The organism is Lentibacillus persicus, from assembly GCF_900112705.1.
In the GTDB taxonomy this organism is placed as follows: Bacteria; Bacillota; Bacilli; order Bacillales; family Amphibacillaceae; genus Lentibacillus; species Lentibacillus persicus.
The window spans coordinates 301,001-327,065 of sequence record NZ_FOMR01000004.1 but is presented as its reverse complement, the minus strand read 5'-3'; the positions used below and the strand labels follow the sequence as shown (position 1 = coordinate 327,065).

The 26,065-nt window shown below is 41.3% G+C and carries 27 protein-coding genes; 11 read left to right on the top strand and 16 right to left on the bottom strand.

Translation table 11 applies throughout. From position 1 onward, the window contains the following. Positions 1-305 precede the first annotated feature (305 nt). Positions 306-830 (bottom strand): signal peptidase I, encoded by a 525-nt coding sequence (gene lepB / locus BMZ22_RS07780; protein WP_090083932.1) that lies wholly within the window; start codon positions 828-830, stop codon positions 306-308. A 99-nt stretch (positions 831-929) separates the two neighbouring features. Beyond that, positions 930-1,280 carry a PilZ domain-containing protein gene (locus BMZ22_RS07775; protein WP_177183373.1) on the bottom strand — a complete coding sequence of 117 codons (351 nt, stop codon included), beginning with the start codon at positions 1,278-1,280 and terminating at the stop codon, positions 930-932. A gap of 105 nt (positions 1,281-1,385) precedes the next feature. Between BMZ22_RS07775 and BMZ22_RS07770 the strand changes: the two genes are divergently transcribed. After that, entirely contained in the window at positions 1,386-1,550 is a 165-nt protein-coding gene (locus BMZ22_RS07770; protein WP_090083927.1) for an aspartyl-phosphate phosphatase Spo0E family protein, read from the top strand. 338 nt (positions 1,551-1,888) lie between these two features. Then, positions 1,889-2,029: an FbpB family small basic protein gene (locus BMZ22_RS16755; RefSeq protein ID WP_143069966.1), complete on the top strand. Its 141-nt coding sequence runs from the start codon at positions 1,889-1,891 to the stop codon at positions 2,027-2,029. A gap of 261 nt (positions 2,030-2,290) precedes the next feature. Here the strand turns inward: BMZ22_RS16755 and ric are convergent, their stop codons facing one another. Together ric and BMZ22_RS07760 are read right to left on the bottom strand one after the other, a co-directional pair. Beyond that, on the bottom strand, positions 2,291-2,983 hold the full coding sequence (gene ric / locus BMZ22_RS07765; protein ID WP_090083924.1) for an iron-sulfur cluster repair di-iron protein: 693 nt from the start codon (positions 2,981-2,983) through the stop codon (positions 2,291-2,293). 74 nt (positions 2,984-3,057) lie between these two features. Next, positions 3,058-3,957: a DMT family transporter gene (locus BMZ22_RS07760; protein ID WP_090083921.1), complete on the bottom strand. Its 900-nt coding sequence runs from the start codon at positions 3,955-3,957 to the stop codon at positions 3,058-3,060. 77 nt (positions 3,958-4,034) lie between these two features. On the opposite strand from BMZ22_RS07760, the gene BMZ22_RS07755 reads away from it, so the two are divergent. Further along, positions 4,035-4,400 (top strand): hypothetical protein, encoded by a 366-nt coding sequence (locus tag BMZ22_RS07755; protein ID WP_218144028.1) that lies wholly within the window; start codon positions 4,035-4,037, stop codon positions 4,398-4,400. Here BMZ22_RS07755 and BMZ22_RS07750 read toward each other — a convergent pair whose 3' ends face one another. The 4 genes from BMZ22_RS07750 to BMZ22_RS07735 all read right to left on the bottom strand — a co-directional run bounded on the left by BMZ22_RS07750 (position 4,401) and on the right by BMZ22_RS07735 (position 6,817). Continuing rightward, a complete protein-coding gene (locus BMZ22_RS07750) occupies positions 4,401-4,637 on the bottom strand; it encodes a hypothetical protein (RefSeq protein WP_090083916.1) in 237 nt (78 codons plus the stop codon). Positions 4,638-4,715: 78 nt separating this feature from the next. Then, on the bottom strand, positions 4,716-5,207 hold the full coding sequence (locus tag BMZ22_RS07745) for a YkyB family protein (RefSeq protein WP_090083912.1): 492 nt from the start codon (positions 5,205-5,207) through the stop codon (positions 4,716-4,718). Positions 5,208-5,311: 104 nt separating this feature from the next. After that, positions 5,312-5,890: an SCO family protein gene (locus tag BMZ22_RS07740; protein WP_090083908.1), complete on the bottom strand. Its 579-nt coding sequence runs from the start codon at positions 5,888-5,890 to the stop codon at positions 5,312-5,314. Between the two features lie 69 nt (positions 5,891-5,959). Beyond that, positions 5,960-6,817 (bottom strand): metallophosphoesterase, encoded by an 858-nt coding sequence (locus BMZ22_RS07735; protein ID WP_090083905.1) that lies wholly within the window; start codon positions 6,815-6,817, stop codon positions 5,960-5,962. A gap of 233 nt (positions 6,818-7,050) precedes the next feature. Between BMZ22_RS07735 and fadH the strand changes: the two genes are divergently transcribed. The 3 genes from fadH (at position 7,051) to BMZ22_RS07720 (ending at position 8,811) form a co-directional block, all read left to right on the top strand. Continuing rightward, entirely contained in the window at positions 7,051-7,818 is a 768-nt protein-coding gene (gene fadH / locus BMZ22_RS07730) for a 2,4-dienoyl-CoA reductase (RefSeq protein WP_090083903.1), read from the top strand. Between the two features lie 183 nt (positions 7,819-8,001). Further along, the gene (gene cbpB, locus BMZ22_RS07725) at positions 8,002-8,451 is read left to right on the top strand and encodes a cyclic-di-AMP-binding protein CbpB (RefSeq protein ID WP_090083900.1); all 450 of its coding nucleotides are present in this window, start codon (positions 8,002-8,004) and stop codon (positions 8,449-8,451) included. A 114-nt stretch (positions 8,452-8,565) separates the two neighbouring features. Further along, positions 8,566-8,811, top strand: a complete 246-nt coding sequence (locus tag BMZ22_RS07720; protein ID WP_090083898.1) for a YkuS family protein — start codon at positions 8,566-8,568, stop codon at positions 8,809-8,811. 48 nt (positions 8,812-8,859) lie between these two features. On the opposite strand, the gene BMZ22_RS07715 is transcribed toward BMZ22_RS07720, so the two are convergent. Beyond that, complete coding sequence (locus BMZ22_RS07715) at positions 8,860-9,693, bottom strand: mechanosensitive ion channel family protein (RefSeq protein ID WP_090083896.1); 834 nt, start codon at positions 9,691-9,693, stop codon at positions 8,860-8,862. Positions 9,694-9,843: 150 nt separating this feature from the next. Between BMZ22_RS07715 and BMZ22_RS07710 the strand changes: the two genes are divergently transcribed. The 3 genes from BMZ22_RS07710 (at position 9,844) to BMZ22_RS07700 (ending at position 14,052) form a co-directional block, all read left to right on the top strand. Further along, the gene (locus BMZ22_RS07710; RefSeq protein ID WP_090083894.1) at positions 9,844-10,293 is read left to right on the top strand and encodes a TlpA family protein disulfide reductase; all 450 of its coding nucleotides are present in this window, start codon (positions 9,844-9,846) and stop codon (positions 10,291-10,293) included. 159 nt (positions 10,294-10,452) lie between these two features. Further along, positions 10,453-12,201 (top strand): ABC transporter ATP-binding protein, encoded by a 1,749-nt coding sequence (locus tag BMZ22_RS07705; RefSeq protein ID WP_090083891.1) that lies wholly within the window; start codon positions 10,453-10,455, stop codon positions 12,199-12,201. A gap of 15 nt (positions 12,202-12,216) precedes the next feature. Then, positions 12,217-14,052 carry an ABC transporter ATP-binding protein gene (locus BMZ22_RS07700; protein WP_090083889.1) on the top strand — a complete coding sequence of 612 codons (1,836 nt, stop codon included), beginning with the start codon at positions 12,217-12,219 and terminating at the stop codon, positions 14,050-14,052. Positions 14,053-14,529: 477 nt separating this feature from the next. On the opposite strand, the gene cydC is transcribed toward BMZ22_RS07700, so the two are convergent. From cydC to BMZ22_RS07680, 4 genes are read right to left on the bottom strand one after another with little or no spacing between them, the layout of a single operon-like run. Next, positions 14,530-16,248: a thiol reductant ABC exporter subunit CydC gene (cydC, locus tag BMZ22_RS07695; protein ID WP_090083886.1), complete on the bottom strand. Its 1,719-nt coding sequence runs from the start codon at positions 16,246-16,248 to the stop codon at positions 14,530-14,532. Continuing rightward, complete coding sequence (gene cydD, locus BMZ22_RS07690) at positions 16,245-17,972, bottom strand: thiol reductant ABC exporter subunit CydD (protein WP_090083883.1); 1,728 nt, start codon at positions 17,970-17,972, stop codon at positions 16,245-16,247. The genes cydC and cydD overlap by 4 nt, the downstream gene beginning before the upstream one ends. A 35-nt stretch (positions 17,973-18,007) precedes the next feature. After that, the gene (locus BMZ22_RS07685; protein WP_090083881.1) at positions 18,008-19,021 is read right to left on the bottom strand and encodes a cytochrome d ubiquinol oxidase subunit II; all 1,014 of its coding nucleotides are present in this window, start codon (positions 19,019-19,021) and stop codon (positions 18,008-18,010) included. Further along, positions 19,018-20,367 carry a cytochrome ubiquinol oxidase subunit I gene (locus BMZ22_RS07680; RefSeq protein WP_090083878.1) on the bottom strand — a complete coding sequence of 450 codons (1,350 nt, stop codon included), beginning with the start codon at positions 20,365-20,367 and terminating at the stop codon, positions 19,018-19,020. The genes BMZ22_RS07685 and BMZ22_RS07680 overlap by 4 nt, the downstream gene beginning before the upstream one ends. 749 nt (positions 20,368-21,116) lie before the next feature. Between BMZ22_RS07680 and BMZ22_RS07675 the strand changes: the two genes are divergently transcribed. After that, the gene (locus BMZ22_RS07675) at positions 21,117-21,779 is read left to right on the top strand and encodes a potassium channel family protein (RefSeq protein WP_090083876.1); all 663 of its coding nucleotides are present in this window, start codon (positions 21,117-21,119) and stop codon (positions 21,777-21,779) included. Between the two features lie 83 nt (positions 21,780-21,862). Here BMZ22_RS07675 and rnjA read toward each other — a convergent pair whose 3' ends face one another. The 3 genes from rnjA to def form a co-directional block, all read right to left on the bottom strand. Next, a complete protein-coding gene (rnjA, locus tag BMZ22_RS07670) occupies positions 21,863-23,530 on the bottom strand; it encodes a ribonuclease J1 (RefSeq protein WP_090083873.1) in 1,668 nt (555 codons plus the stop codon). Positions 23,531-23,533: 3 nt separating this feature from the next. After that, positions 23,534-23,743, bottom strand: coding sequence for a DNA-dependent RNA polymerase subunit epsilon (locus BMZ22_RS07665; protein ID WP_090083870.1), 210 nt, complete (start codon positions 23,741-23,743; stop codon positions 23,534-23,536). Positions 23,744-24,395: 652 nt separating this feature from the next. Next, a complete protein-coding gene (gene def / locus BMZ22_RS07660; RefSeq protein WP_090083868.1) occupies positions 24,396-24,947 on the bottom strand; it encodes a peptide deformylase in 552 nt (183 codons plus the stop codon). A 207-nt stretch (positions 24,948-25,154) separates the two neighbouring features. Here def and BMZ22_RS07655 point away from each other — a divergent pair, with 207 nt between their 5' ends. After that, positions 25,155-25,880, top strand: a complete 726-nt coding sequence (locus BMZ22_RS07655) for a YkyA family protein (RefSeq protein WP_090083866.1) — start codon at positions 25,155-25,157, stop codon at positions 25,878-25,880. Positions 25,881-26,065 lie beyond the last annotated feature (185 nt).

Genomic DNA, 26,065 nt, shown 5'->3' with positions numbered 1-26,065 from the left:
GCTGCCGGAATACGGCAGCTAACTGTCCTTAAATGTCTGATTCTGCTCAACTAACATTCAGCGGGAAATTCATCCGCTGAATGAAGTTTCGCTTTATCTAAATCGCTTAAATTGGTATGATAGGGTAGAGGTGTTAGTTTTTATACATAACGTATTAAGGAGGTAAACTTATGGAGGTATGGGAAACGGCGTTTGGAATTGTTTGTTTCGGATTGCTTGCACTTAATATTGGCTACTGTATGTTTGATAATGAGTAAGTTTTGATAAAGGGTCAGATATTCAGTCGGTGATTCTGACCCTCTGTTTTATTTTGTCATCGACCACTCCTTTAACGGAAAGATTACGAATTCAGATTTTCCAGTTATGTTGTCCGCATTAATAAACCCCAGACCGTTGCGGCTGTCTTTGCTTAATTGTCTGTTATCTCCCATTACAAAATAGCTGTTTTCAGGAACTTCGACTGGTCCGATTTGCCCCGTGTAATGCCGTGTCGTGTCGGTAATAAATGTCTGTTCATATACTTTTCCGTCAATATATAACGTTTCTCCATCTACTGCTACTGTCTCTCCGGGTAAAGCAATAACGCGCTTCACATAATTTTTCCGCGGTCTGTCGATGATGATGACATCACCTCGTTCAGGGTCATCGAATAGATAAGTGAATTTATTAAAAAGAACTATTTCGCCATTTTCAAGTGTCGGTGCCATGCTCTCTCCTTCAACAACAGAGGTAACAAGGACAAACGTGCGAAGAAAAAAAGCGATCAGCAGAGCTATAAGAATGACTTTTAATAATTCGATCCAGCTATTTTTCTTTTTCGTCTTATTCAATTTGTTTCACCCTTTCGTGTTGCTTCGAAATCCAAGGAACGGGGGTCTTCGCTTTAATAATACGACGCAGTTGGGTATTGAGATAATTCCGAATTACATTTATTTATTTCGTTGTCTGGCGATTTGTTTCAATTGTTGCGTGATGCTTTGCTGAAACATTTCATCCGTATCAAGGTGAACTCCAAATTCAAATGATTGCGGATATTTTTTAATCCATACGACATTTCCGGCTGCCTGAAACGAAACTGTATTTAATTGGAAAACAAGAAATATTGGCGTGTTTTTATTAAGCTCGATTGTGTTAACACATTTTAGTTTAGCTCCTTGCGTGCTCACGTCAAGTAAATCAACGTCGATTGTTGTCATGTCGTTTCCCTCGTGTTTGGTCAATTTTCCTGCAACTGGCTCATTAAAAGTGAATCGAAAAGACTCATTTCGTTTATAATACATATTTATCCCCTTCATAAATAATTTTTACATATTGAAACTTGTCATTTATTGTTGTAATGTGCTAAAGTTGAATAAGCTGTGAAATGGAGGTGTTAATTAAACAATATGTGTGCCGTTGACAAGCTTTTGGGTCGCATTGAGTTCCTACGAAATAAGATGACAAAAATAGCCTTGGAAAAAGGTTTTACCAGTAAAGAAGCGATTACAACAAGTCAAGAACTTGATAATTTATTAAACCTCTATGAATCAATGAAACAAACCAACAGTTAAAAAAGCGGTGAATAAACCTCGACTTTAAGTAATGATGTTGCCTAATGGTAACAAAAAACTGCTGGACCCATTATCCTCTATACGGCAGTACAGCCTTCCTCTTTTATGCAATTTAATTTCCTATATAATCCAATATTTTTCCCTTCAGATGCTGGGCACGTACCGATGCTTTATCTAACAAATACTGCGATTGAATTACTCCTGTAATTATCAGCGCGTCATAAGGTGTTTAAAATATTCTCTCAATGAAATCTTTGAAAAATGTTCAAATAATTCAGGTTAAAATTATATAAATCCGGGTATAGCATAAATGAGAACCAGCAAAGGAGTGTAAACGTATGCGACCAAGATTTCAAAACTTTGAAGAACTGGTTGAACAAAATAAGCAAGAGTTATGGGAAAATGAACTAAAAATCGACTCAGTTGAAGAGCGTCTTGATAAAAAAGAGACCAGTCAAGATTCTGATAAGGTAAAGTGAATCATCAATCAGTGGGAGATATCGTTCTTTCCCCACTGATTGTTAGATAAACGAATCGGACATTTACTGGCAGTTGAGCCCTCGCCTGATCTTCATCGATTACTCGAATAGTTGAGGCGGGGGATTACTGTCAGTTACATGCGGGATAAATCGTATATTTCGCTAACCTCATAATATCATAAAGTGGCTTTTGGCACCATTTTCAGATAAGAAAAGCAAAAAGAGAGAGCATCCTGATATGCTCTCTCTTTCTATTGACCTTTAAAGCCGCTTGAACAGCACATGGTTTTCCAAATGTATATGCTGGAAAGTATCGCTTTCCAGTTCGGCAAGCCGTGCATAAGTAATGCGATAAGAATTGCATGCATCCCTCGGAGGCTGGAAACCATTGGTTATTTCACGGATATGCTTTAGGATATTGCCCGAGGCGTCATGGTCATCCTCAAGCCCACCATTAGCTGTTTTAATCCGTTCAAGCAGTTCCTCGTTGGGATTGTGTTCATATTCTTTAATCAATGGAAACACATTTTCCTCTTCATTTACCGTATGCTCTTCCATATCGACTTTAAAGTCATTATATAACCGGTGAAGCTCTTTTAAATGCGGGTGATTTTTACCATGCACCCGAAATATTTTTGAAACAAATTTTCCTAGCGCAGGAAGTTCTTCATATAAGTAGGCATGGTGTGAGTGGACAATATGGTCGATTAACTCTGAGAGTGGTTTTGTATCCAAGTCAACAACTTCATGATCTTCCTTTTGCCAATCCTGGAAGGAATGGTTTAATTCATCCATCACAGCCACTTCATCTATGTTGCGTTCTTTAAAAACTTCTCCAAGCGGACGGTCACCTCCGCAGCAAAAATCGATTCGACGCTGTTTAAATAAATCACTGGCTTTAGGGAACACTTTCACAACTTCAGCCGGTGTATGTTCTGCAGTAAATTCGGTCATAAAACTTACCTCCTGTCATTTAACTTACACCGATCATAATGGATTTTGGTCAGGAATGTCGTGATGGATATCACTTATTGGGGATTTGCCTCATTTATTTTTTTCCGTGAGCTGATTTGAATAATAATGACCGCTCCTATTATGCAAGCCATCCCCAGGAACTGAACCCCTGAAAATGCTTCTTGAAAAATAAATACCCCGACTAATGTTGCGACAACCGGTTCTATGGTTGTCAGTATGGAGGCCTTGGAGGCTTCTGTCTTGTTGAGTCCATATGTATAAATGATATAAGCAAACGCTGTTGGAAGAAAACCAAGTCCCACCGCGTAAAATAAAACAGCCGGATCAGCAAGAAGCGGTAATTTTTTCTGATACGGGAAAAAGGGCAGTAATGAAACAGCAGCTGCAATAAATGTATATGCTGTAATACTTAAACTGGTATACTTCTTTAATGCAAATTTACTGAAAATGCTATAGAGCGCGTAGCCAAACCCTGAACCCAAGCCGAATAATATACTCCCCATGTGAAATGTGTCCAGGTTAATCGGAATCAGTCCGACTACAAGTGCGCATCCGATCAGCGTAATCAATAGAGCAGTGATTTTAGGTTTCGTCAATGGTTCCTGAAATAAAAGAAATGACAGCACTGTCACAAAGGCAGGCCCGGTATATAAAAGTGCGGTTGCTGCCGGAATGGTTGATAATTCAATCGCGGTAAATAAGCAAAAATTAAAGAAGACAATGCTGAAGACACCGGTTCCGATAAAATACTTTAAATCAGAGAAAGCGTTGAGCCGCAGTTTGTTTGGAGAAGTTAACAATAGAAATACAATGATTAAAATTGCTGCTGACCAAACCCGGAGCGTGACGACTTCCATTGGTGTGAAGCCATAGGCGTATAAGTTTTTTACGTACCAGCCTATCGTTCCCCAAAGTGCAGCACCAAGCATAATGAAGAAAAAAGCTCTATTCAACTCAATTCCCCCAATCGTACAATACTGTCATTATATCAGAGAGCATCCAATGTATAATAAAGAATTGATTGGTTATAGTGAATAATAAGAAAAATGGGGTGAATGAAATGGTTGGCTGGCAAGCGGTATACGCGTGGGGGACGTCATTGGTTGACGCAGTTGATTACGCATATGTTGTCATTATTATAGCCACTGCGCTAATGTATTATTTGATACAGCCGGTCATTATCTGGCTGATTCAATCCAAAGCTGTGAGACTATTAAATTACGTTATAACAAGCTTCATTATCCTTTTGTTTTTATTCGCAGGGATTGAGCTGACGGCAGCTTTCAAAATGAAGTGGCTTGCCTCAGGATTGCATAGTCTAGCAATCTTTGGCGGTTGTCTTGTGGCAGGTCGTCTGATTAAGTTTGCTTTTCGGAAAAAAATAAAGCGCGCATAGTCAGTACGCGCGCCTGCCTCCATCAGTGTCCTTAATGCCGTGTGCTTCCTGCATATTGTTGTACCATTCAAACGTGGTGCGTGCCTGTTCAGTTGGCATTGACTGGCCTGCAGGGGCTAAGGAGCTGATTCTTTGTTGTTCGTCGGGAGTCAGTGTCTCGTACGCGTCTTTCAGCGTATGGGTTTGCATCGCCTGTTTCTTTAGTTCATAAAGAAAATTTTCCATTTCAATCGTCATCCTGATACCTCCCTTTATATGACATTACCCTTGTTTAAGCTTTTATTAAACCAAAAAGCACTTGGAATCAAGTGCTTTCTAATGGGACTTTCTTTTGAATTTGGTTGGAGGCCATTCCATTTTCCCGAGGGAAGAGGGTGTAAAATAGGAAGATCGGTATTTTTTTTTGCCGGGGTTCCTTTGTGGGTCTTTGGCTGCTGGCTGCCAGTCGATGTAGCGGTAGACTATTTTTTTGGCTTGTGAAAGTGACATCTTTGTTGAGGGGTTCCGGTAGTTTTGATCAAGTTTGCCTAGATGCTTAAAATCTTTGAAGTCGCCTTTTTCCGGAGGGATATGAAAAAAATACTTGTCCACTTTAACTAAAAGAGTTGAGTGCTGATTACTGAACTTTGGGTTGTCTGAGTAGTGTAAGCCGATTTTTTCAGCACGTTTCTCTTGTAATAAGCGCTTGATCGATTCTTTCTTTAGATAATAGAGATGCTTGGGGTCTGGAGCCGTTTTTGCGTGGCGATTAATGGTGAAAAGCGCTTTGCCAAGATCTTCAAGCGGGATAGGTTCTTTTTCAGCCATTCGTTGACGCTCCTTTCTGGTAAGAAGTTTATTGTTTGTATCCATCGTACATTATTGCTTGTCCTTTTTCAATCAAAATTAAGAGCGGGTGAGTCCGCTCTTAATTAGGACATATCCTTAATATCTTCTACGATTTTTTCCATATTTGCAGCTTTACGGCCGTCGTAATTTTTAATCGCATTTCCTTCAGGAGTGACGATGTAAAAGCTTGTGCCATGCATAATTTGGTCCGAATCAGGAAGTTGTTCAACAGCTGATTTGAATGATTGAATCGAAAATTCCTTGATGGTATCGAATTCATAGCCTGTCAGTAAATTCCAGTTTTCAAAAGTTCCTCCGCGGGCTTCAGCATATGCCTTTAATGTTTCTGGATCATCACGCTCAGGATCTACACTGAATGATACGAGGTTCACTTCATCCTGCAAGCCGGCTTCTTTTAATTGATTCTGCAAATCAGCCATATTTGCCGTCATCGGCGGGCAGACTGTTGTGCAGTTCGTGAAAATGAAATCAACGACCCAAAATTTTCCATCAAGGTCACTTTTACTTACTTCTTCGCCATCCTGGTTTGTAAATGTGAAGTCCTGTACTTCATATTTAAAATCACCATTATATTGATCACCGCACGCTGCCAAAAACAATAATAAAAACAATAACAACGATAACCTTATATAGTTCACCATAGTTTTCCTCCTAGCAATACTTACAATAAATTTTAGCATGGTTCCTTCATAAAAACTATGGACAAACTGTTACGATTGCTGAGCTGTCAGCGAAAAGACGTGTATCTGCGGTTTGCATAAGAATCTGTATGGCAAACGTGTTGTGCCAATACCACGATTGACATAAAGTGTCAATTTGCCGTTTTGCAATGTATGTTTACCTTCAACATATTTTTCTGCATAGCGCGGTGTGTATAAATGACCGATTAATGGCAAGCGCACTTGACCTCCATGACTGTGGCCCGATAACTGAACATCAACAGGAGATTCGATCGCGTTATCTGCATAATCGGGTTCATGTGAGAGAAGCACTGTGAATAAATCCGGATCTGCATTTTCTAACGTCTTTTGAAGGTCCGGACTCCCCAACATCACATCATCAATCCCTGCCAGGGTAATCTGGTTATTATCAATTTGAATGTTAACATGATTGTTTTGAAGCAAGGTGAAACCACCGTTGTCCATAACTTTTTTCACAGTTTCTGTACCATACCCTCCATGATCATGGTTTCCATATACCCAATATTTCCCGTGTTTTGCCCGGAGGTTTTGAAGATGCTGCACAATTTTATCGTCCCAGTGATATGCCTGGGGTTCATCAACCAAATCACCGGTGAACAAGACTAAATCAGGCTGTTGGCTGTTAATTGTATCGACAAGCTCTGCTAACTGGCCGGTGGAATAATGATAGCCGACATGCGTATCGGAAAATTGTATGATTTTAAAGTTGTTGAATGACGTTGGGATTTTGAATGAAGCGAGTTCTTCATGTTTAATGTCAAGCATAAACGGCTCAATTTCCCGTGCATAATAATATGTGCCGCCGCTCAGGCCAATAAAAGCAAGCAGACTGCCGATTGACCTTTTAAGAAATGTACGTCTGTTCATATTTCTCTACCTCTTTAAGATTAGTAAGCACCTATTTTCCATAATACCTTATTTTCAAACATGGTGAAATATAAGTACAAAGATATGGCACGTTCTTATTACAAATTTAATCGTTCCATATCTTTCTATCTGATGTAAAATGCGAAGTAGTATTGTCCTTGAAATATTTTGACTTTTTTGTCAGCAAAAATTATCATAATTAGTAGAGTCAGGAAAAGCAGGGGGGGGTTATAATGGAGAATCGTGTGATTATTGTTACAGGGGCGTCAAGCGGCATGGGCAAATATATGGCAAAAAAATTTGCCGATGAAGGTGCCAATGTTGTGATAACCGGTCGTGATGCGGAAAGGCTTCAATCAACTAAAGATGAATTGGATGAAACAGCGGAAGGAACGTTACATATAATTGCGATGGACGTCCGAAAACCGGAAGATGTTGAACGGATGACAAAGGAAACTGTAGACACGTTCGGCAGGATTGATCATCTCGTTAATAATGCAGCCGGAAATTTTATTGCACCAGCTGAAGACTTATCCATTAACGGTTGGAATGCTGTAATCGATATCGTGTTGAACGGGACCTTTTACTGCAGTCGTGAAGTCGGCAAATACTGGATAGATAACGGCATAAAAGGGTCAATTCTAAATATGGTGGCCACGTACGCTTGGCGAGCCGGAGCGGGCGTTGCACATTCTTCCGCTGCAAAAGCAGGTGTGCTTAACCTTACACGGACATTGGCGGTCGAGTGGGGGGCCAAATATGGCATTCGGACAAACGCGATTGCGCCGGGGCCTATCGACAGAACTGGCGGTGCCGGAAAATTGTTTCAATCCGAGGAAGCGGCTAAACGAACCGTTAATTCTGTTCCCTTAAAACGATTGGGCGAACCGGAGGAAATTGCGGAATTGGCACATTTTTTAATATCTGAGAAAGCAGCATATATTAATGGTGAGGTTGTAACAATGGATGGCGGTCAATGGCTTAATTCACAACCATTTTAAGAATATGACTTAATACTGAAATGTTTATGGCGTGTCGAAGTCGTCATGAAAATGAATGTTTTTGTAAATTTTCAGGTGAATGAGGTTAAACGATGTAACTGGATCATGTCCTATGGTAAACTAAATATGTAGTCAATATATAACTGACTCCTTAATTTTAAGATTCGAAAAGGAGTGTCTTATATGAGTGCAACACAGGATAAAAAATTAACGGATATTGTTATTGATGATTTAATGATCTCATCGGAAAAAGTTGCGCATGTTCAAATAAATAATCCCCTGGAGCATGCCTTGCTTATTCTTGTAAAATCGGGGTATTCAGCCGTTCCTGTACTGGATTCATCCTATAAGCTCGTCGGAACGATTGGGAAGACGAGGATTTTGAACACAGTCCTTGGACTGGAACGATTCGAAATGGAAAAGTTATCTGATATAACAGTGGAAGAGGCAATGAATTCGGACATACCATGCTTATCAAAGACTGATTCATTTATGGAAGGTTTAAAAGTTGTTATTAACTATCCGTTTGTATGCGTTGCGGATGAGGATGGCTATTTTGATGGTATCGTGACAAGAAGAGTTATCCTTAAGCAGCTGAAACGTGATTATTATACGTTCCAAGCTGATACTTGATTTTACGACTGTTCGTAGAATGAAGATGCTGCTGATTAATACGTCGAATGCATACGTCTTGCACCTTTGGCAATCCTAGAATGGAATCGGATTGTATCAAAGGAGGTATGCAAAATGGCACGTATTGGAGTAGAAGGAACTTTGACTGAGGTAAAGGAATCATTGGCTGAAATGGGTCATGACGTAGTTGACTTGCATTCGGAAGAAGATACGGCTTATTGTGATTGCTGTGTTATTTCAGGACAGGATAAAGATGTAATGGGAATGTCAACTGCAAGCATTGCCGGTCCTGTTATTAACGCAGAGGGAATGAATTCACAAGAAGTATGTGACATGGTCCAAGAGAAATTACACAGGTAAACATAACAAAAAGCTTCGGTTTCACTTGAACCGAAGCTTTTTAAGTCCTTATTGTTTTGTATGCACAGCAACTTGCTGCGGGAATGGTGTTTCAATACCAGCCTGGTCAAAGGCTGCTTTTATTGCTTTGCGCATTTCACGTTCACATTCCCACTGAAGACCGTTCTCAGTCTGGCCGACAACACGCAGCACAATATCGGTTGAACCGAAACTTTGCACTCCGATGGCGTCGGGACCTTCCTTGAACCGTTCATCTTCTTTGAACCCTTCACAGACTTCTTCCAGAACTGTTATGGCCCTATCGATATTGTCATTATACTGAATACTAATGTCAACAAGCGCACGCATATTACCGCGGGTGTGGTTGGCGACCCCTTCGATATAGCGGTTTGGCACATAATTTAATGTGCCGTCGAAGCTGCGGATCTTAGTTGTCCGTAACCCAATTTCCTCAACAATACCATCATATCCCGCCGTCGTTGCATAGTCATCAATTTCAAGTTGTCGTTCGAGTAAAATAAAGAACCCCGTAACAATATCACTGACAAGCCCCTGGGCTCCAAAGCCTATGGCAAGTCCAATAATACCTGCTCCGGCCAAAAGCGGTCCCAGTGGAATGCCCAGTACACCGAATAGCATTAAAACTAGGACAAAAAACATTATATAGGAAAATACGTTTAATAATAGTTTTTCAAGTGTTTTAACCCTTGTCGGCGATAGTTTTTGGTTCGACCCTGCTTTGTTTAACGATTTTTCGATAAGTTTCTTGCCAATCGGAACTAGAATAATAAATGCCAAAATCATTAAACCAATTTGTAAAACAACTGGCACGACGCTGCTTAATAAACTGGCTAAATCAAATTCAATTCCAAAGATATTCATATGTATTCTCCCTTCAATTATTTGACAGCAAGCTACAATTTCAATTTACCCTCTTATCTGCTGTTTAAACTTGAATCTCCAGTGACAGGAATACTCTTTCAGGCATATATAATAATGGAGCAAATTTAGCACTTGCTGGAGGTTATAAATGTGAAATTAAGAGATCAGATGCCCGGGCTGGAAGGCGCAACGGATTGGCTTAACAGCAAACCATTATCAAAAACAAATTGGATTGGCGAGGTTCCGGTGTTAGTTTATTTTTGGTCGGTAAGCTGTGAAACATGCAAAAACGCCATCCCTAAGCTTAATCAATTATACAATAGTTATGATGGGCGATTGGCCATGATCGCAGTTCATATGCCGCGTACGCAAGGTGATTATGAACGGGCGGAGGTACGCCGATCGGCTGAAGCACACCATATTTCACAGCCGATTCTAATCGATAATGACCATCAACTGACAAGTCGATTTAAAACCAGATACGTTCCTGCATTTTATTTATTTGATCAAGACGGCAGGCTGCGACACAAGCATTCCGGACATGGGGGTATAAGAACACTGGAAAGACGTATCAGCAAAATTATCACAGAAATTAACTGAATTGCAAATAACGCATCTGCCGTAAATGGCAGATTTTTTTTCGTGTCACACAGGCCTGTATAATAAAAAATTTTAAAAAAATCAGCAAAAGATATGGTAATTTATTTCGAGACCCGTTATATTAGATATTATGAAAAGACATCGGGGAGGGAAAACACGATGGGAACGTTCAAGAAACTTAAACAATTTTACTGGCCTTATCGAAAGTATTTATTTACGTCAATATTTTTTCTTTTCTTTGTAGTGGCCATAACAGTTGTTTATCCTATTGTCCTGCAGCTGACGATTGATGAAGTGGTACTGCAGGAACGGTATTCATTGATTCCGTATATTGCGATTGGGTTCTTTTTAATCATGCTTTTAAAGGCAATTGCTTCTTTTTTCCACCAATATATGGGTGATTTATTTGGAATAACAGCTGTTTACAGACTTCGGGAAGCGCTATATGAGAAACTTCAGGTCTTGTCATTTAAATATTACGATAACGCTCGAACGGGAGATCTGATGTCTCGTAAAACGACTGATGTGGAAGGGTTTCGTAATTTTATTTCATTTGGGATTTCCGATCTTATTGAAATAACGCTGCTTATTGTATTCAGCCTTGGTGTCATGTTTTATTATTCGATGCCGCTTGCGCTAATTACAATGGCAGCCATGCCCTTTTTAGCAATTGTTGTTTATAAGTTTGATAAACGGGTCCACCCGGCTTTCAGAGGGATCCGTAAATCATTCGGCAGGTTGAACACCCGCGTCCAGGAAAATATCAGCGGAATGAACACAGTGAAATCTTTATCGAAAGAGGATTTTGAAGTCGGACGATTTTCAGACAGTAATGATAATTATCGCCAAAATTATTTATTGACCTCAAGTATATGGGCTAAATATTTTCCGGTGATGGAGTTCATCGGAAATATATGTGTCGTGTTGCTCCTCGCTTACGGCGGCTTTCTTGTTATTAATGATGATTTGAGCCTGGGTGCACTGGTCGCCTTTTTCAGTCTTGTATGGTATATCATGGGCCCGCTTATGAATCTTGGATTTGTCATTAACATGTTTTCACAGGCAAAAGCATCAGGGGAGAGGCTTCTCGAAGTGCTTGAAGCAAATGAAGATGTGAAGGAGAACGAAGATGCAATTGATGCTGCCATCTCTGGTCATGTTACGTTTAAAGACGTTACATTAACCTATATTGACAATGATGATAAAGCATTAAAAAATATTACCTTCGATGCGCCACCGGGAAGCGTTATCGGTCTCAGCGGGGCAACCGGGTCAGGCAAAACGAGTATCACACAATTGATTCCGCGTTTTTACGAAGCTGAAAAAGGGGCAGTTCTGGTAGATGGAAGACCTGTTTCCGATTACAAGCTGAAAACCCTCCGCAAACATATTGGATTCGTTCTCCAGGAGTCATTTTTATTCTCTACTACCATTAGGGAAAATATTCGTTATGGTAATCCGGAATTATCTGAAGAGGCAATTATTGATGCAGCAAAACGGGCTCAGGCACATGATTTTATTATGGAAATGCCGATGGGTTACGATACGATGCTCGGCGAACGCGGCATGGGGCTTTCCGGTGGTCAAAAGCAGCGTATCGCTATTGCAAGAGCAATCTGCATTAATCCAAGTATATTAGTACTGGATGACGCGACCTCTGCAGTTGATATGGAAACGGAATTTAAAATCCAGCGAGCGTTAAAAGAAGTTATGAAAGGGCGGACCACTTTCATAATTGCGCATCGCATATCTTCATTGAAGCATGCTGATGAAATTCTCGTTCTGGAGGAAGGGGAGATTGTGGAACGCGGTACACACGACGAATTGGTGCAGCATAACGGCCCTTACGAACGGATCTATAATATACAGTATCAGGACCGGGAGCAAATTATGGATACGGCAACATAGAAAGGGAGGAGTATCATGGCAAACGAGAAAACAACTGAAAATCGTCATTTAAACAGGTTCTACTATACTGTGGATCATGCAGTTGAGAAGCCGTTTAACTGGCAGCAAATGTGGCGCTTATTGACGTATTTGAAGCCCTATTCCAAAACATACTTGCCCGGTGCCTTTATCGCGATGATGATTTCCACTGCAGTCCGTTTGATTGTCCCGATTTTGATTGGTAAAGTTGCTTTTGATATTATAATCGCTAATGAAGATACGACGATGCTCACATATATGGTGATTGGTATCGGTCTATTATACCTCTTAAGTTATATTGGCAACGCCTTTCGTATAAAGTGGGTCAATATTTTAGGGCAAAATGTTATATATGATCTCAGACAGCATTTATTTTCACACATACAGCGGTTGTCACACCGTTTCTTTGACACGCGTTCAGGCGGCTCGATTATCGTGCGGATTATGAATGATACGAACTCGCTGCAGGAGCTGTTTACAAATGGCATTATTAATCTTTTAATGGATGTCGTAACGCTGACGGGAATTATTGTTATTTTATTGGTACTCAGTCCGAAACTGGCACTTGCCATCATGGTTATTTTGCCGATTATGTTCTATATTTCGACTAAGCTCAGACGTAACATCCGGCGTTCTTGGCAGGATGTGCGTATTCAGCAGTCACGTTTGAACTCGCACTTGAATGAAAGTATTCAAGGGATACGGATTACTCAATCGTTCTCTCAGGAAAAGGCGAACAGTGACTATTTTGACGGGGTGAACACCGATAATTTTAAAAGCTGGCGTGTTGCCACTAAAAAGAGTGCTATGTTCGGGCCGTTTGTGGAAATGAGCAATGCGCTCGGCACCATTATTTTGATAACGTATGGGGCTTATCTCATTCTGCTTGGTGAGGCAAATGGAGGCATTGCGATTGGAACCTTTGTATCCTTTGGTTTTTATGTCGGCATGTTTTGGGAGCCAATATCACGTCTCGGTCAAATGTACAATCAATTGCTGATGGCGATGTCCGCATCGGAGCGTATCTTTGAATTTTTAGATGAAAAGCCAAACGTGGTCGACAAAATAGATGGCGCTGACTTACCGGATATGCGAGGTGAAATTGAGTTCGATCGCGTGCAATTCTCGTATGATGCGGACCGGACGGCATTGCATGAGATATCATTGAAGATCCATGAAGGTGAGACAATAGCACTTGTAGGGCATACCGGAAGTGGAAAATCAACGATCGCCAATCTGATCAGCCGCTTTTATGATCCGACGCACGGTGCTGTGAAAATTGACGGACACGACTTGCGCGATGTCAGGCTGCAAAGTTTGCGGAAGCAGATTAGTGTCGTGCTGCAGGATACATTTATCTTCTCCGGTAATATTATGGAAAACATACGTTTCGGGCGTCCTGATGCTACAGATGAAGAAGTCATGCAAGCAGCAAGAGTGGTCGGTGCAGATGACTTTATTCGGCGACTGGCAAACGGTTATGAAACTGAAGTTGAAGAACGCGGCAACATACTGTCGGCAGGGGAACGCCAGTTATTGTCATTTGCCAGGGCCCTGCTCGCAGATCCTAAAATTATAATTCTGGATGAAGCCACAGCCAGTATCGACACAGAAACAGAGATGAAGATTCAAAAGGCTTTGCAGCAGCTTTTGAAAGGCAGAACGGCGATTATCATCGCACATCGTCTTTCAACCATCAGAGAGTCGGATAATATCTTTGTATTGGAGAATGGGAAAATACTGGAGAACGGGAGTCACGATAAATTAATGAAACTACAAGGCGAATATTTTGAACTGGTGAAATCACAGTTTCAAATGCTTGATGCGATGTAGAATAAAAAAACTGAAAGCCGCCGCTTTCAGTTTTTTTATAGACACTCGCATGCGCAATCGATGTAAAGTGCGAACCAGTGAAAATCTTCCTTCTTAATTTCGGTGAGCATTAAACGCCGCTCCGGCAATATACTTCGCTTTCCATGGGCACGGCCTCAGCCATCTTGAAAAGCAAAGACCGCTTTTCAAGGTGCCTTCGGACACGTGCTGTTCCCATAGGAGTCTGCGTATATTGCCTGCGCTGGAAAAGGCTTACTGTATATTCTATGGCAGTACATGAGTATGCAACCTTAGCGAAGGAAATACACGCCGACTCCAGCGGGAGCAAAGGCATAGGTGAGACACCGAAGCGCTTCAGCGCGAGGGGGCTCACCAGCCGCCCGCGGAAAGCGGCGTGTATTTCCGAAGCGGTGGACGACGCACCAACTAGTTCGCAGTTTATGAATTCTGTGTCACAAACCTTTTTGAAAAGTCGTCTTACAACAAATCTTTCTCGATCTGTTTCATTTCATACAAGTAGCCTTGTTGCTGCATGAGCTCTTCAAATGTTCCGGATTCAATAATGCTCCCCTGATCCATCACGATAACCTGATCCATTTCGTTCAGGTTAGTCAGCCGATGACTGATTAGGATAAGCGTATCGTTTTTAGCTTGTTTAAAAATATGGTTATAGATATTTCTTTCAGTTATTGCGTCGACGGAGGATGTTGGCTCATCAAGCAGCCACAGGTTTGCATCCTTCAATAAAACCCGTGCGATTGCGAGGCGCTGTTTTTCCCCGCCCGAAAGGTTTTCACCTTTTTCAAGCACAGCGTCATCCAACGATAGATAATCCAAGCCGACGGTTTCCAAAACACTCTCCATTTCTTTGTCACTAATATGATCACTTGCAAGCTGTAAATTCTCCCGGATGGTTCCATAAAAGAAATGATTTTCCTGCAGGACGACATTCGCGTGACGCCAGATTGATTCCTGTTTTAAATCCTCAACAGGCACATGGTTAAAGCGAATATCGCCACTGTCTTTAAAGTTTATTTTCAATAACAGCTGCATTAGTGTTGATTTGCCGGAGCCGCTTGGTCCGACGATTGCTGTTTTGGAACCGGCAGGCAAATTCAAATGAATATTTTTCAGTGCTGGCCGGAGCTCATCCTGGAAGGTAAATGAAACATCTTCCATCACAATTGGAATGGAATGGTCTTCAGGCAAAGCTTCCATTTCGTGACTGAATTCATTCGTTTCATGTTGTTGTTCGACGGCACCGGACAGACGCTGTTGCGCACGCTTACTGTCTTGATAATGGATTGGAAATGCAGCCATTGGCGCAGCGTCTTCAAAAACGGTCAGCGAAATCATAACAAGCATTGCCAATAAAATACCTTCGAGGTCCCCTTCAATGACAAGATAACTCCCCAGCGCCAGCACAAGCCAGGAAATAAATTGGGACGCAAATGAATTGACCGATTGACTGTACAGCTTATTTAAGTTTTCGGTTTTTTGCTCGCTAATATAGGCCTCTGATGACTGAATAAGCTGCTGTTCTTTTTCAATCAGTTTTTGATAGATTTTTAAATCGCGAAAGCCGTACAGGAATTCAGTTGCATCGGTTGATAACGCTCCTCTTCGGGCCCGGACCTGACTGTCAATTTTCCTCTGTTTGTGTGCAAACCAAGCCGGGATGACGCCTCCTGTCAATATAAGGCCTGCTAATAAGACAATCGCTATATAGACTGAAAAAAATGTGGTAAACAGGATTGTGCTTATAAAGACCAGTGCCAATACGATAGGGGGATAGAAGACCCTTAAAAAGAAATTTTGCAGTGTTTCCACATCACCGACTATCCGGGATAACAGATCACCGCTTCGGTATTTATGGAAAATTTCCGGTGCCAACGGTTCAAGTTTTTTAAAAAACGTCACCCGCAAATTGCTTAAAATCGTAAAGGTTGCTCTGTGGGAAAAGTAACGTTCAGCATAACGGGCGACGGCTTTTGTAACCCCCAGCAGCTTCACCATTGAGGTGAGGATAATCAGCGTATAAAAGGGAGGGGTTAATGCAGCTTTTGAAATTAAATAGCCGCTTGCTGCGAATAGTCCCACGGCGGTGATACCTGCGATAAAGCCAAATAAAATTGAGAGAAGTATATCTTTTTTTTCCGTCATCATTAGCCTGATAATCATGATTAAGTCTTTCATTTGGCCTTGCCTCCTTGCTGAACGGTCACCATTTCACGGTACTCGGGAACCTCATCAATTAACTGTTGATGGGTGCCCTCGGCCATTAATCTGCCATTTTCCAGATAAAGAATTTTATCAGCGTATTTAATTGTGTGGAGGCGGTGGGCAACCGTTATGACTGTCGCATTTTTCCCTAATTGTTTAATGGATTGCTGCAAAATACTTTCCGTATAGAGATCGAGTCCTATTGTTGGTTCATCAAACAGAATGACAGCCGGTTTTTTCAAAAAGGCCCTGGCAAGAGCCAGGCGTTGCATTTCACCGCCTGAAAGTCCTCGGCCACCCTCACCGATTGGCGTATCATACCCTTTGTCAAGTGATTGCACCATTTCTGCAATACCTGCTGCTTCTGAAGCTTTTTCGATTTCTTTTCGGCTGGCATCAGAATTCCCTCCAATGGCAATGTTTTCAGCAATTGTGCCTGCGAATATATACGGATGCTGTGAAATATAACTCAATTGATTAAACCAGTCGGCTTCTTTATGGTGTGATAACGGTATCCCGTTCAGTTTTATGTCACCGTTTGACACAGGGAGGAGGCCGGCAATTAAATGCAGCAGTGTAGTTTTGCCCGAGCCGCTCTTGCCGGCAACTGCAATCTGACCATATGCAGGAATACAGGTTGTGACCTGTTTTAAAGAAAATTGTTCTTCACCGTAATCGAAATGGATGTTATCAAGATTAATGACAGGCGGGGAGTTTTCCAATGTTCGATTTCCCCACTGTACGGGATTGCCCTTATCCTGTAACGCTTCAATCACTTTATTGGCTGCACCGATACTGGTGCGCCCGTTGTGAAATGAACTGCCAAGCTGCTTCAGGAATGAGTAAAATTCAGGCACAAGAACTAATATGAAAAAAGCCGTAAAGAAGGAAACCTGCTCGTATATGATCATTTGGATGGCCAATTCGAGCGCAACAAGTCCGATGCTGAGCATTGAAATCAGTTCCAGCATAAATGAAGATGTGAAGGCGACTTTTAAAATCTCCATCGTGGCGTCACGGAAATTTAAACTGCTTTTTTCCAATGAATCTTGCTTGTCCTTTGCGCGTCCAAATAGTTTTAGCGTTGTGAGGCCTTGCAGCGTATCAAGAAAATGACCGGCAAACGCGGTCATTTTTTCCTGCTGTTCTTCTGATTTGTTCTTTGTTTTCATACCTATAATAATCATAAAAATTGGAATGAAGGGTGCTGTGATAATCATAATAAATCCAGTATTCACATGCTGTGTAAATACCGTTATTAAAATAATCAACGGTATAATCGATGTTTGAATGAGCTGCGGGATATATTCGCTGAAATAGCTGTCCATCTCATCGACGGAATCAAGCAAAGTGCTGATTTTACCGCCGGACTGCCCTTTAGCCGACTGTTTAACAGATGTGTCGGCGAATTTATGCAAGAGCGCTTTCCGGTAAGTTGCTTTGACATCGGCAGCCATATTGATACCAATGTGATTCGTGGTATAAGCGGTGATTGTTCTCGTTAGTAAAGCAGCAAGTAGTCCGGCGAGCACCCATACGATATCTGAAAAAATAACCTGTTTAAGAAATACCGCTTCAACAGCTGATACGAGAAAGTAAGCCTGGAATATTAAGGCTGCAGCTGTAATAACGGACAAACTAAACAAAATTGTTATCGATCGTTTATAGCTAAATGTTAATTCTCTTAAGCTGTTCATAGCTTTTCAGTCTCCTAAAAACGGTATCGTAATCGTTACTTTTTGCCCTTTACATAATCAGCGTCAAACAAAAATAGTTTCATTAACAAAATAAGTGACGGAATAAGGAGTAGCAACCCGCCGATAAATGCCGCCACAAGAGCTATTCCCATTGATTCATGTGTAGCGCCGTCATATATTCTAATGAATGGATCAAGGATATACGGGTAGTGACCAATTCCGTACCCAAAAAAGGCGAAAAAGTATTGCAGCATGATGCTGATGAAGGCGAGTCCATAATGCCGCTTGCTGTAAATCAGCCATATACCAGCTATAAAAAGTGCCACAGAAAGTCCGAACATCCACCATAAATCGAGCATGTTTTCATAATGTCTCTCATTATGCTGACTCAGAAATATAAATGTAGTCAATCCAGCAATAATGGCCGGCGTGCTCCAAAAAAGGGTGAACTTGCGCACCAGGTTCAGTGCCGGATAGTCATTGGCCCTGCTTGCGTAAAACGTTAAAAATGCGGCACTGATAAACAGCACTGAGACAATTGATAGCCCGACAATGCTCCAGGACAAGGGGCTTGTGAACAATTCCTGATATTGCAATGAAACCACACCGCTTTCTTCTACTATAAAACCACCTTCAGAGATAGTCAGTGCAACTGAGAGGGAGGCGGGAATCAACAACCCGGTAGCGCCATATAAAAACATATAAACCATACTTTGTTTCGACCCATAATTTTCAAACGCGTAAAACGAGCCGCGGATTGCCAGCAAAATAATGGCGATGCTGCCGGGAACCAATAGAGCCGAGCCGTAATAATAGGCGGATTCAGGGAAAAACCCGACAATCCCGACAAAAAAGAAGACGAAAAATACATTTGTTACTTCCCAGACGGGTGAAAGGTACCGGGAAATAAGCTGATTAATGATATGATCCTGCTTGGTTACTTTGGCGTAAAAGGCAAAAAAGCCGGCACCAAAATCAACCGAAGCTACTATCAGATAGCCATATAGAAATAGCCATAACACTGCAATACCTATAATTTCATAACTCATGCGTCATCACCCTTTTTCACAGATGGATACTGCTTTTCCAATTCTTCCTCGGCCGGGTTATCCTTGAAAACTTTACGCAATGTGAGAACAAACAATGTCCCCAGAACAATATAGAGCGCAAGAAACAGGAAAAACATCAGGCTGATTTGCGGCGAAGAGGTTGCCGCTTCTTCAACAGTCATATAACCCCTTATAATCCATGGCTGTCGGCCCTCCTCGGCATAAATCCATCCGAATTCGATTCCGAGCATGGCTAATGGACCGCTTAGTACAATAAGTGAAAGCATGCCTTTATTATGTTCATTCCATCTTTTCACTTTGCTTAAAATGAAATACAATAAAGCAACTGCCGGCAGAAAGAACCCAATGGTGACCATCAAATCAAACATATAATGAACCCAGAGCGGCGGCCATTGATTCTGCGGTACGTCTTCCAGGCCAGTCACTTCAGCGTTAAAATCACCGTAAGCAAGAAAACTTAAGAATTTAGGTATGCGTATTTCGCCGATTGCCTCATGTGCGTCATTCAGCCAGCCAAATAATATCAGGTCAGCACCTTCTTCAGTTTCAAAATGCCATTCTGCAGCAGCGAGTTTTTCGGGCTGGTGTTCTGCCAGAAACTTAGCGGATGAATCACCGGCGATTGCAGTTATGACGGCAAAAATGAATGTCAATGTCAGCGTAAGTTTCAAAGCTTTCTTATAATAATCACTGGTTTTCTTCTTCAGGATCATGAAAGCTGTTATAGCAGCAAGTATGGCGGCACACGTTAAATACGCTGAAGATAAAACGTGGAACACTTTTGTGGGTGTCGCCGGGTTGAGCATGGCTGCCAGCGGATTAACGGCGGTAAATACGCCATCTTCAACAGTAAATCCATCGGGGGTGTTCATAAAGGCATTGACCATTGTTATAAATATCGCTGAAAACCCGCCGCCAATAATAATAGGAAGTGAGAATAGCCAGTGAATATATTGGTTCTTGAACCTGTCCCATGTGTATAAATAAATGCCGAGGAAAATCGCTTCAAAGAAAAACGCGAAAACTTCCATAAATAATGGCAGGCTGATCACGTTACCGGCAACTTCCATAAAGTTTGGCCATACAAGGGATAATTGCAAGCCGATGGCTGTTCCTGTAACGACCCCAATAGCGACTGATATAACAAATCCGCGTGCCCAACGTCGTGCCAGCAGACGGTAATGCGGATCATTTTTTTTAATTCCTATAAACTCGGCAATGGAAATGAGGAGCGGAATACCGACGCCTAATGTCGCAAAAATAATGTGAAACCCCAGTGTCATGGCAGTCAGCAGTCTGCTCATTAATACTGTATCGAACTCCAATGATGGAAGCCTCCTTCAGTGAATGCATCGCAAATATCATATTGATAATTTTGGGTTGTCATTGATCTTATAAACCTTAATGCGCTTTAACATCATAGTTGATGAAAAGTGAGAACCGGTGAAAATTCTTTTTTTGATTTCAGTAAGTTGCTATGACATCGCTTCGGAAATACACTCCGCTTTCCGCGGGCGGCTGGTGAGCCCCTTCGTGCTAGCGCACTTCAGTGTCTCACCTATGCCTCTGCTCCCGCTGGAGTCTCCGTGTATTTCCTACGCTATGGTTGGTTTGATCGCATAGCACCACAGAAACAGTAAGCATCCCCAGCGCAGGCAATATACGAAGACTCCTATGGGAACAGCACGTGTCCGAAGACCCCGCAAGAAAGCGGTATTTGCTTTCTGAGGAGGCTGAGGCCGTGCCCATGGAAAGCGAAGTATATTGCCGGAGCGGTTAGCCGAAGACCCAACTTCTATTGAAGATACGTCGCAGTTTATGGGTTATGTGCCCAAACAACCGTTTCTGCCAATCAAATATATGATTATCTCCAGCTATATGCCCAGGTGGTAGTTTTCCCTATATAGATAGTATAAAACACATCAACACTGCCTCAAACAGGTATCTGTGACATTACGGTGAAACCTTTGTCTCGAAATCGTTACAATGTTTGAATAAAATCAGTCGGTAAATTAGTGCCAGAAATGACACATTGTGATAGACTATTGTCAAATCACAGTATGGAGGAACAGGGATGAAACGAGACTATGCAGTAATCGGTTTAGGCCGATTTGGCGGCAGTATTTGCAAGGAACTCAGTGCTGAAGGCAGACAGGTATTAGCTATTGATTTAGATGAGGATCGAATTAATGAATTTAAAAACATTGCCTCCCATGCTGTTATTGCAGATTCGACAGATGAAGCAACCTTAAAAGAGTTAGGCATCAAAAATATTGATCACGTTATCGTTGCAATTGGTGACAACATTCAGGCGAGCATCTTAACAACAGTAGTCTTAACAGATCTTGGGCTCTCAAAAATAACTGTAAAAGCACAGAACGATTATCATGAGAAAATCTTAAAACGAATTGGCGCTGACCAGGTTGTCCATCCTGAACGTGATATGGGTAAACGAATTGCACACAATATTATCTCCAATAACATCCTTGATTACCTTGAGCTGTCTGACGATCACAGCATTGTGGAAGTGAAGGCAGGCAGAAAGATGGGCGGCAATAGTTTAGCGAAGTTGGACATCAGGGCGAATTATGGCTGTAATATTGTAGCAATTAAGCGTGAAAAGGATATTAATGTATCACCGGCGGCAGAAGAAGTGCTTAATGAAGAGGATATTCTTATTGTTATTGGAGCCGATAAAGATATTTCCCGATTTGAAAAGCATCTTGTCATTGATTAAAACAATTCCTGTAAAACGAGAAAAAAGAGGGCATGAAAACTATTTTCATGCCCTCTTTTTTCGTTTTTTAAATTATGAAATCATTAAACTTCCATAATAATCGGTAAAATCATTGGTCTGCGTTTCGTTTTTTCGAAGAGGAATGGTGCAATTGTATCGGTTATTTCATTTTTAATTTCAGACCATTGACTCGTTCTTCGTTCCATAACGGTATTTAAATGTTTTGAGACGAGTTTCTGAGCTTCATTTATTAAGTCTTCGGATTCACGCATGTAGACAAAACCGCGCGAAATGATATCAGGACCGGATGCGATTTTGAATTCTTTCATGTTAATACTGACAACGACCATAACCAGGCCTTCTTCAGAGAGAATACGACGATCACGCAATACGATATTGCCAATGTCGCCGATTCCTTTACCATCCACATAGACAGCACCCGATGGGATTTTCCCGGCAATCATGGCATTATCGCTGCCCAGTGCAAGAACATCGCCATTGTCCATTATAAATGAATTGGTTGGATCTACGCCACATGCGTCACCGAGTTTCAAATGTTCTTTCAGCATCCGGTATTCGCCGTGGATCGGCATAAAATATTTTGGTTTTATAAGCCTGAGCATCAGTTTTTGCTCGTCCTGGCTGCCGTGGCCGGATGTGTGAATGTCACTCAACGGCCCATGAATAACATCTGCCCCGGCCCGATAAAGTTTGTTGATGGTTCGGCTGACACTCACGGTGTTGCCAGGGATTGGTGATGAAGAAAAGACGACTTTATCACCGGGTATAATTTGGATTTGACGATGTGTACCATTTGCTATTCGGGAAAGTGCTGCCATCGGTTCACCCTGTGAGCCTGTGCAAAGGATGGTTACCTTATGAGCAGGGAGCCGGTTTATCTGGTTGGCCTCGATAAACGTATCCTTAGGCGCCTGGATATAACCGAGTTCCTGTCCGATGCGAATGGATGATTCCATGCTCCGTCCGAATACGGCAACTTTTCGGTCATGTTTAACTGCGGCTTCAACTACTTGCTGCAAGCGGTAAATATTTGATGCGAACGTTGCAAATATTAAACGGCCATCGACTTTGCTGAAAATGTCATGGATGTTCTCACCTACAACGCGTTCGGACATTGTAAAACCTGGAACCTCACTGTTAGTACTGTCAGACAGCAGACAAAGCACGCCTTCTTTGCCGATTTCTGCCATTTTGGTCAAATTGGCAGGCTCTCCAACGGGGGTGAAGTCAAATTTAAAATCACCAGTATGCACAATGTTGCCTGGTGGTGTTTTTATGACGATACCAAATGAGTCAGGGATACTATGGGTTGTACGGAAAAAGGATACCGATGTTTTACGGAATTTAATCACATCATCCTCTTGAATCGCGTTTAATTTGGCATTACGCAACAGACCATGTTCATCCAGTTTATTGCGAATTAAGCCAAGTGCAAGCTTGCCGGCATAAATCGGCACATTTACTTCACGCAGCAAATAAGGGATCCCTCCGATGTGATCCTCATGCCCGTGTGTTATGAACAATCCTTTAATTTTATCCTGATTTTGTATCAGATAGGTGTAATCGGGGATGACATAATCGATACCCAGCAATTCGTCTTCCGGGAATTTTATCCCTGCATCAACAAGAATAATTTCATCCTGGAATTGGATGCCATAGGTGTTTTTCCCAATTTCACCGAGACCGCCTAATGCAAAAACCGCTGTCTGATCATTTTTAACGAACTTCATGCGTCAGACAGACTCCACTTCAAAGAGCTCGGATTGTTTTTCATATTCTAAATGTGCTTCGTCTAATTTCTGGATAAATTCAATATTATAGTTGCGGTCTGCCAGTTTTTGACGTACATTTCTTTCGGAGTCAGCTTCAATATATAAGCTTTTCGTTCGTTCACGAACAGGTATTTCGTCAGGTAATTCCTGATATAAAACCTTAAAAATCATAATTATCTCTCCTTACGTCTCAATACTATTTTGTTTATTATTCCGTATCCCTGATTAATCGTTTAGTTACGCAGTCATAGAAAGCATCCCGAACTAAGCAGGATTAAATGCCCTCAAATTTCCCGCTGGATCGCTGTTGCAGTTGTTAATCAATTGTTTAAAAAATGTGCATCAACTATTCCGCTTTAAGCGGACAGGCATTATTAATTACCCGTTCACTCAATAACTTTGTAATCTGGCAGCTCCAGAATTTCCGTATCCTGAGTGAACGGTTGTGGCCTGATTCCGCCGCAATATTAGCTTAATCGTGGTATTCCTTTCCAAAAGTTGTCGGTACACGTCCTCTTCCAAGAAAATCTTTCCAGCGTTTTTTCAGCTTTTCTCTCAGGCGTTTTAACATGAGATGGACATCTCCTTTCAGTCTTTTAAGAAAAGCGATAAAAACGTTCTGCCGATCCAATCCCTCTTACCTACAGTATAATACTGTTTGAACAAATTTGAAATAAAAACACTGCAATTATTTTAAAAAAACACGTTCTTTAAGTGAACAAAAAGGGTTTATCGCTGATTTCTGCCCTTATTTTTTGCGGTATAAACAAAAATATGCAGGAACCTATGAATATAGATTCCTGCAGTTCATTAAATTTTTGTATTATCCGATTGATTTAGCGTTGTCCGGTACAGCGAAAGGATGATCTTTATTAATATGATCATAGAACATAATGCCATCCAAGTGGTCTATTTCATGCTGTACAACAATGGCTGCATAGTCACGCAAACGCAATTTAATTTCATTTCCCTCGATATCAATCGCTTTAACAGTAATGCGGGCTTGGCGCGGTACATAGCCTTCAACGTCACGATCTACTGAAAGGCAGCCTTCACCGGCTGAAAGGTAGGCCTGTTCAACGGAATGGCTGACAACTTTTGGATTAATTAACCCATAACTGTACAACTTTCCTTTTAAGTCTTCAAAATGAACAGCGCACATGCGTTTATTAATGCCCAGTTGCGTTGCAGCCAAGCCTACACCCGGCCTTAAATTATACTTTTGAGCAATTTCATCATCCTGGCTGTTTTTGATGAAATCAAGCATCTCATTTAATAATTTTGTATCGTCTTCAGACGGGGGGACCGGCACTTCTTTAGCTTTCTCACGTAAAGAAGGATGTCCTTCCCGTACAATATCTTCCATTGTAATCATTCTTTGACACTCCCTAGCTTATTCCTCGAAATACCTTATTTAAGTACCTTTGCACTCGCTATGATAAGAGTATTTTAACATATTATGTCTTGAAGCATCATAAATTTGCAGCAGGACAAGAAATTTTTTTAAGAAAAACCGTTTTCCATTTGTATATGTTATACTGAACACTAAATTCTGTAACTCGTTTGAGGGGAGACATGCTAAGTGGTATGGAAAAAGTCATCATTGATAAGTTTATTAAGTCTCATTGTTATTCTCTCTGCCTGCAGCGGAACGACGACTTCTGAGGAAATTTATAATCATCTGGAAAAGGCTGTTGAAAATGAACAGGAATTCGGAAAACAGCAGAACGAGATTGTCGAGCTTGAGAAGGAAGAGCAGGAAATATACAGTCAAATTATTGATTTAAGTATGGAGGAGTTCGACAAGATCAAAGAGTTATCCAACCAGGCACTTGAAAATATCGAAACAAGAAAAGAGAAAATAGATAAAGAAAAAGAGAGCATTGAAGCATCCAAAGAGGAATTTTCAAACATTGAAGGTATGATATCTGATTTGGAAGAAGAAGCTGCCAAGGAAAAAGGAGAAGAGCTTGTCAATACGATGAAAGACCGTTATAAAGCTTATGATCAGCTTTACAAGGCGTACTCAGACTCCTTATCTTTGGAAGAAGAATTATATACGATTCTCCAGGAGGAAGATCTGGAACAAGAAACACTTACAGATCATATCGACAACTTAAATGAAAACTACCAGAACGTCATGAATGCTAACGAGGCATTTAATGAGCTAACCACTGAATATAACGCATTAAAAAAAGAATTTTATGATGCAGCCGGGCTTGAAGTGAATTATGAAGAAAACCCTAAAGCTGACGAGAACAGCAATGGAGACTCAAGTAAATCGGAAGAGACAGAATCAGATGAATAATTCATCTGGTTCTTTTTTTTGGTCAATTGTCTGGTTCTCGCCACCCATCTAAAAGAATGTAACCATCCTCTTGAAAATTAATACAGTTTTTTTATTAAAATATAACAGTTCGAAATGCAGTAGTGCTCCTGAGAATGCAACCGCTGTCACCATTGTCAAAAAATGAAAAAACTTAATCAAAACAA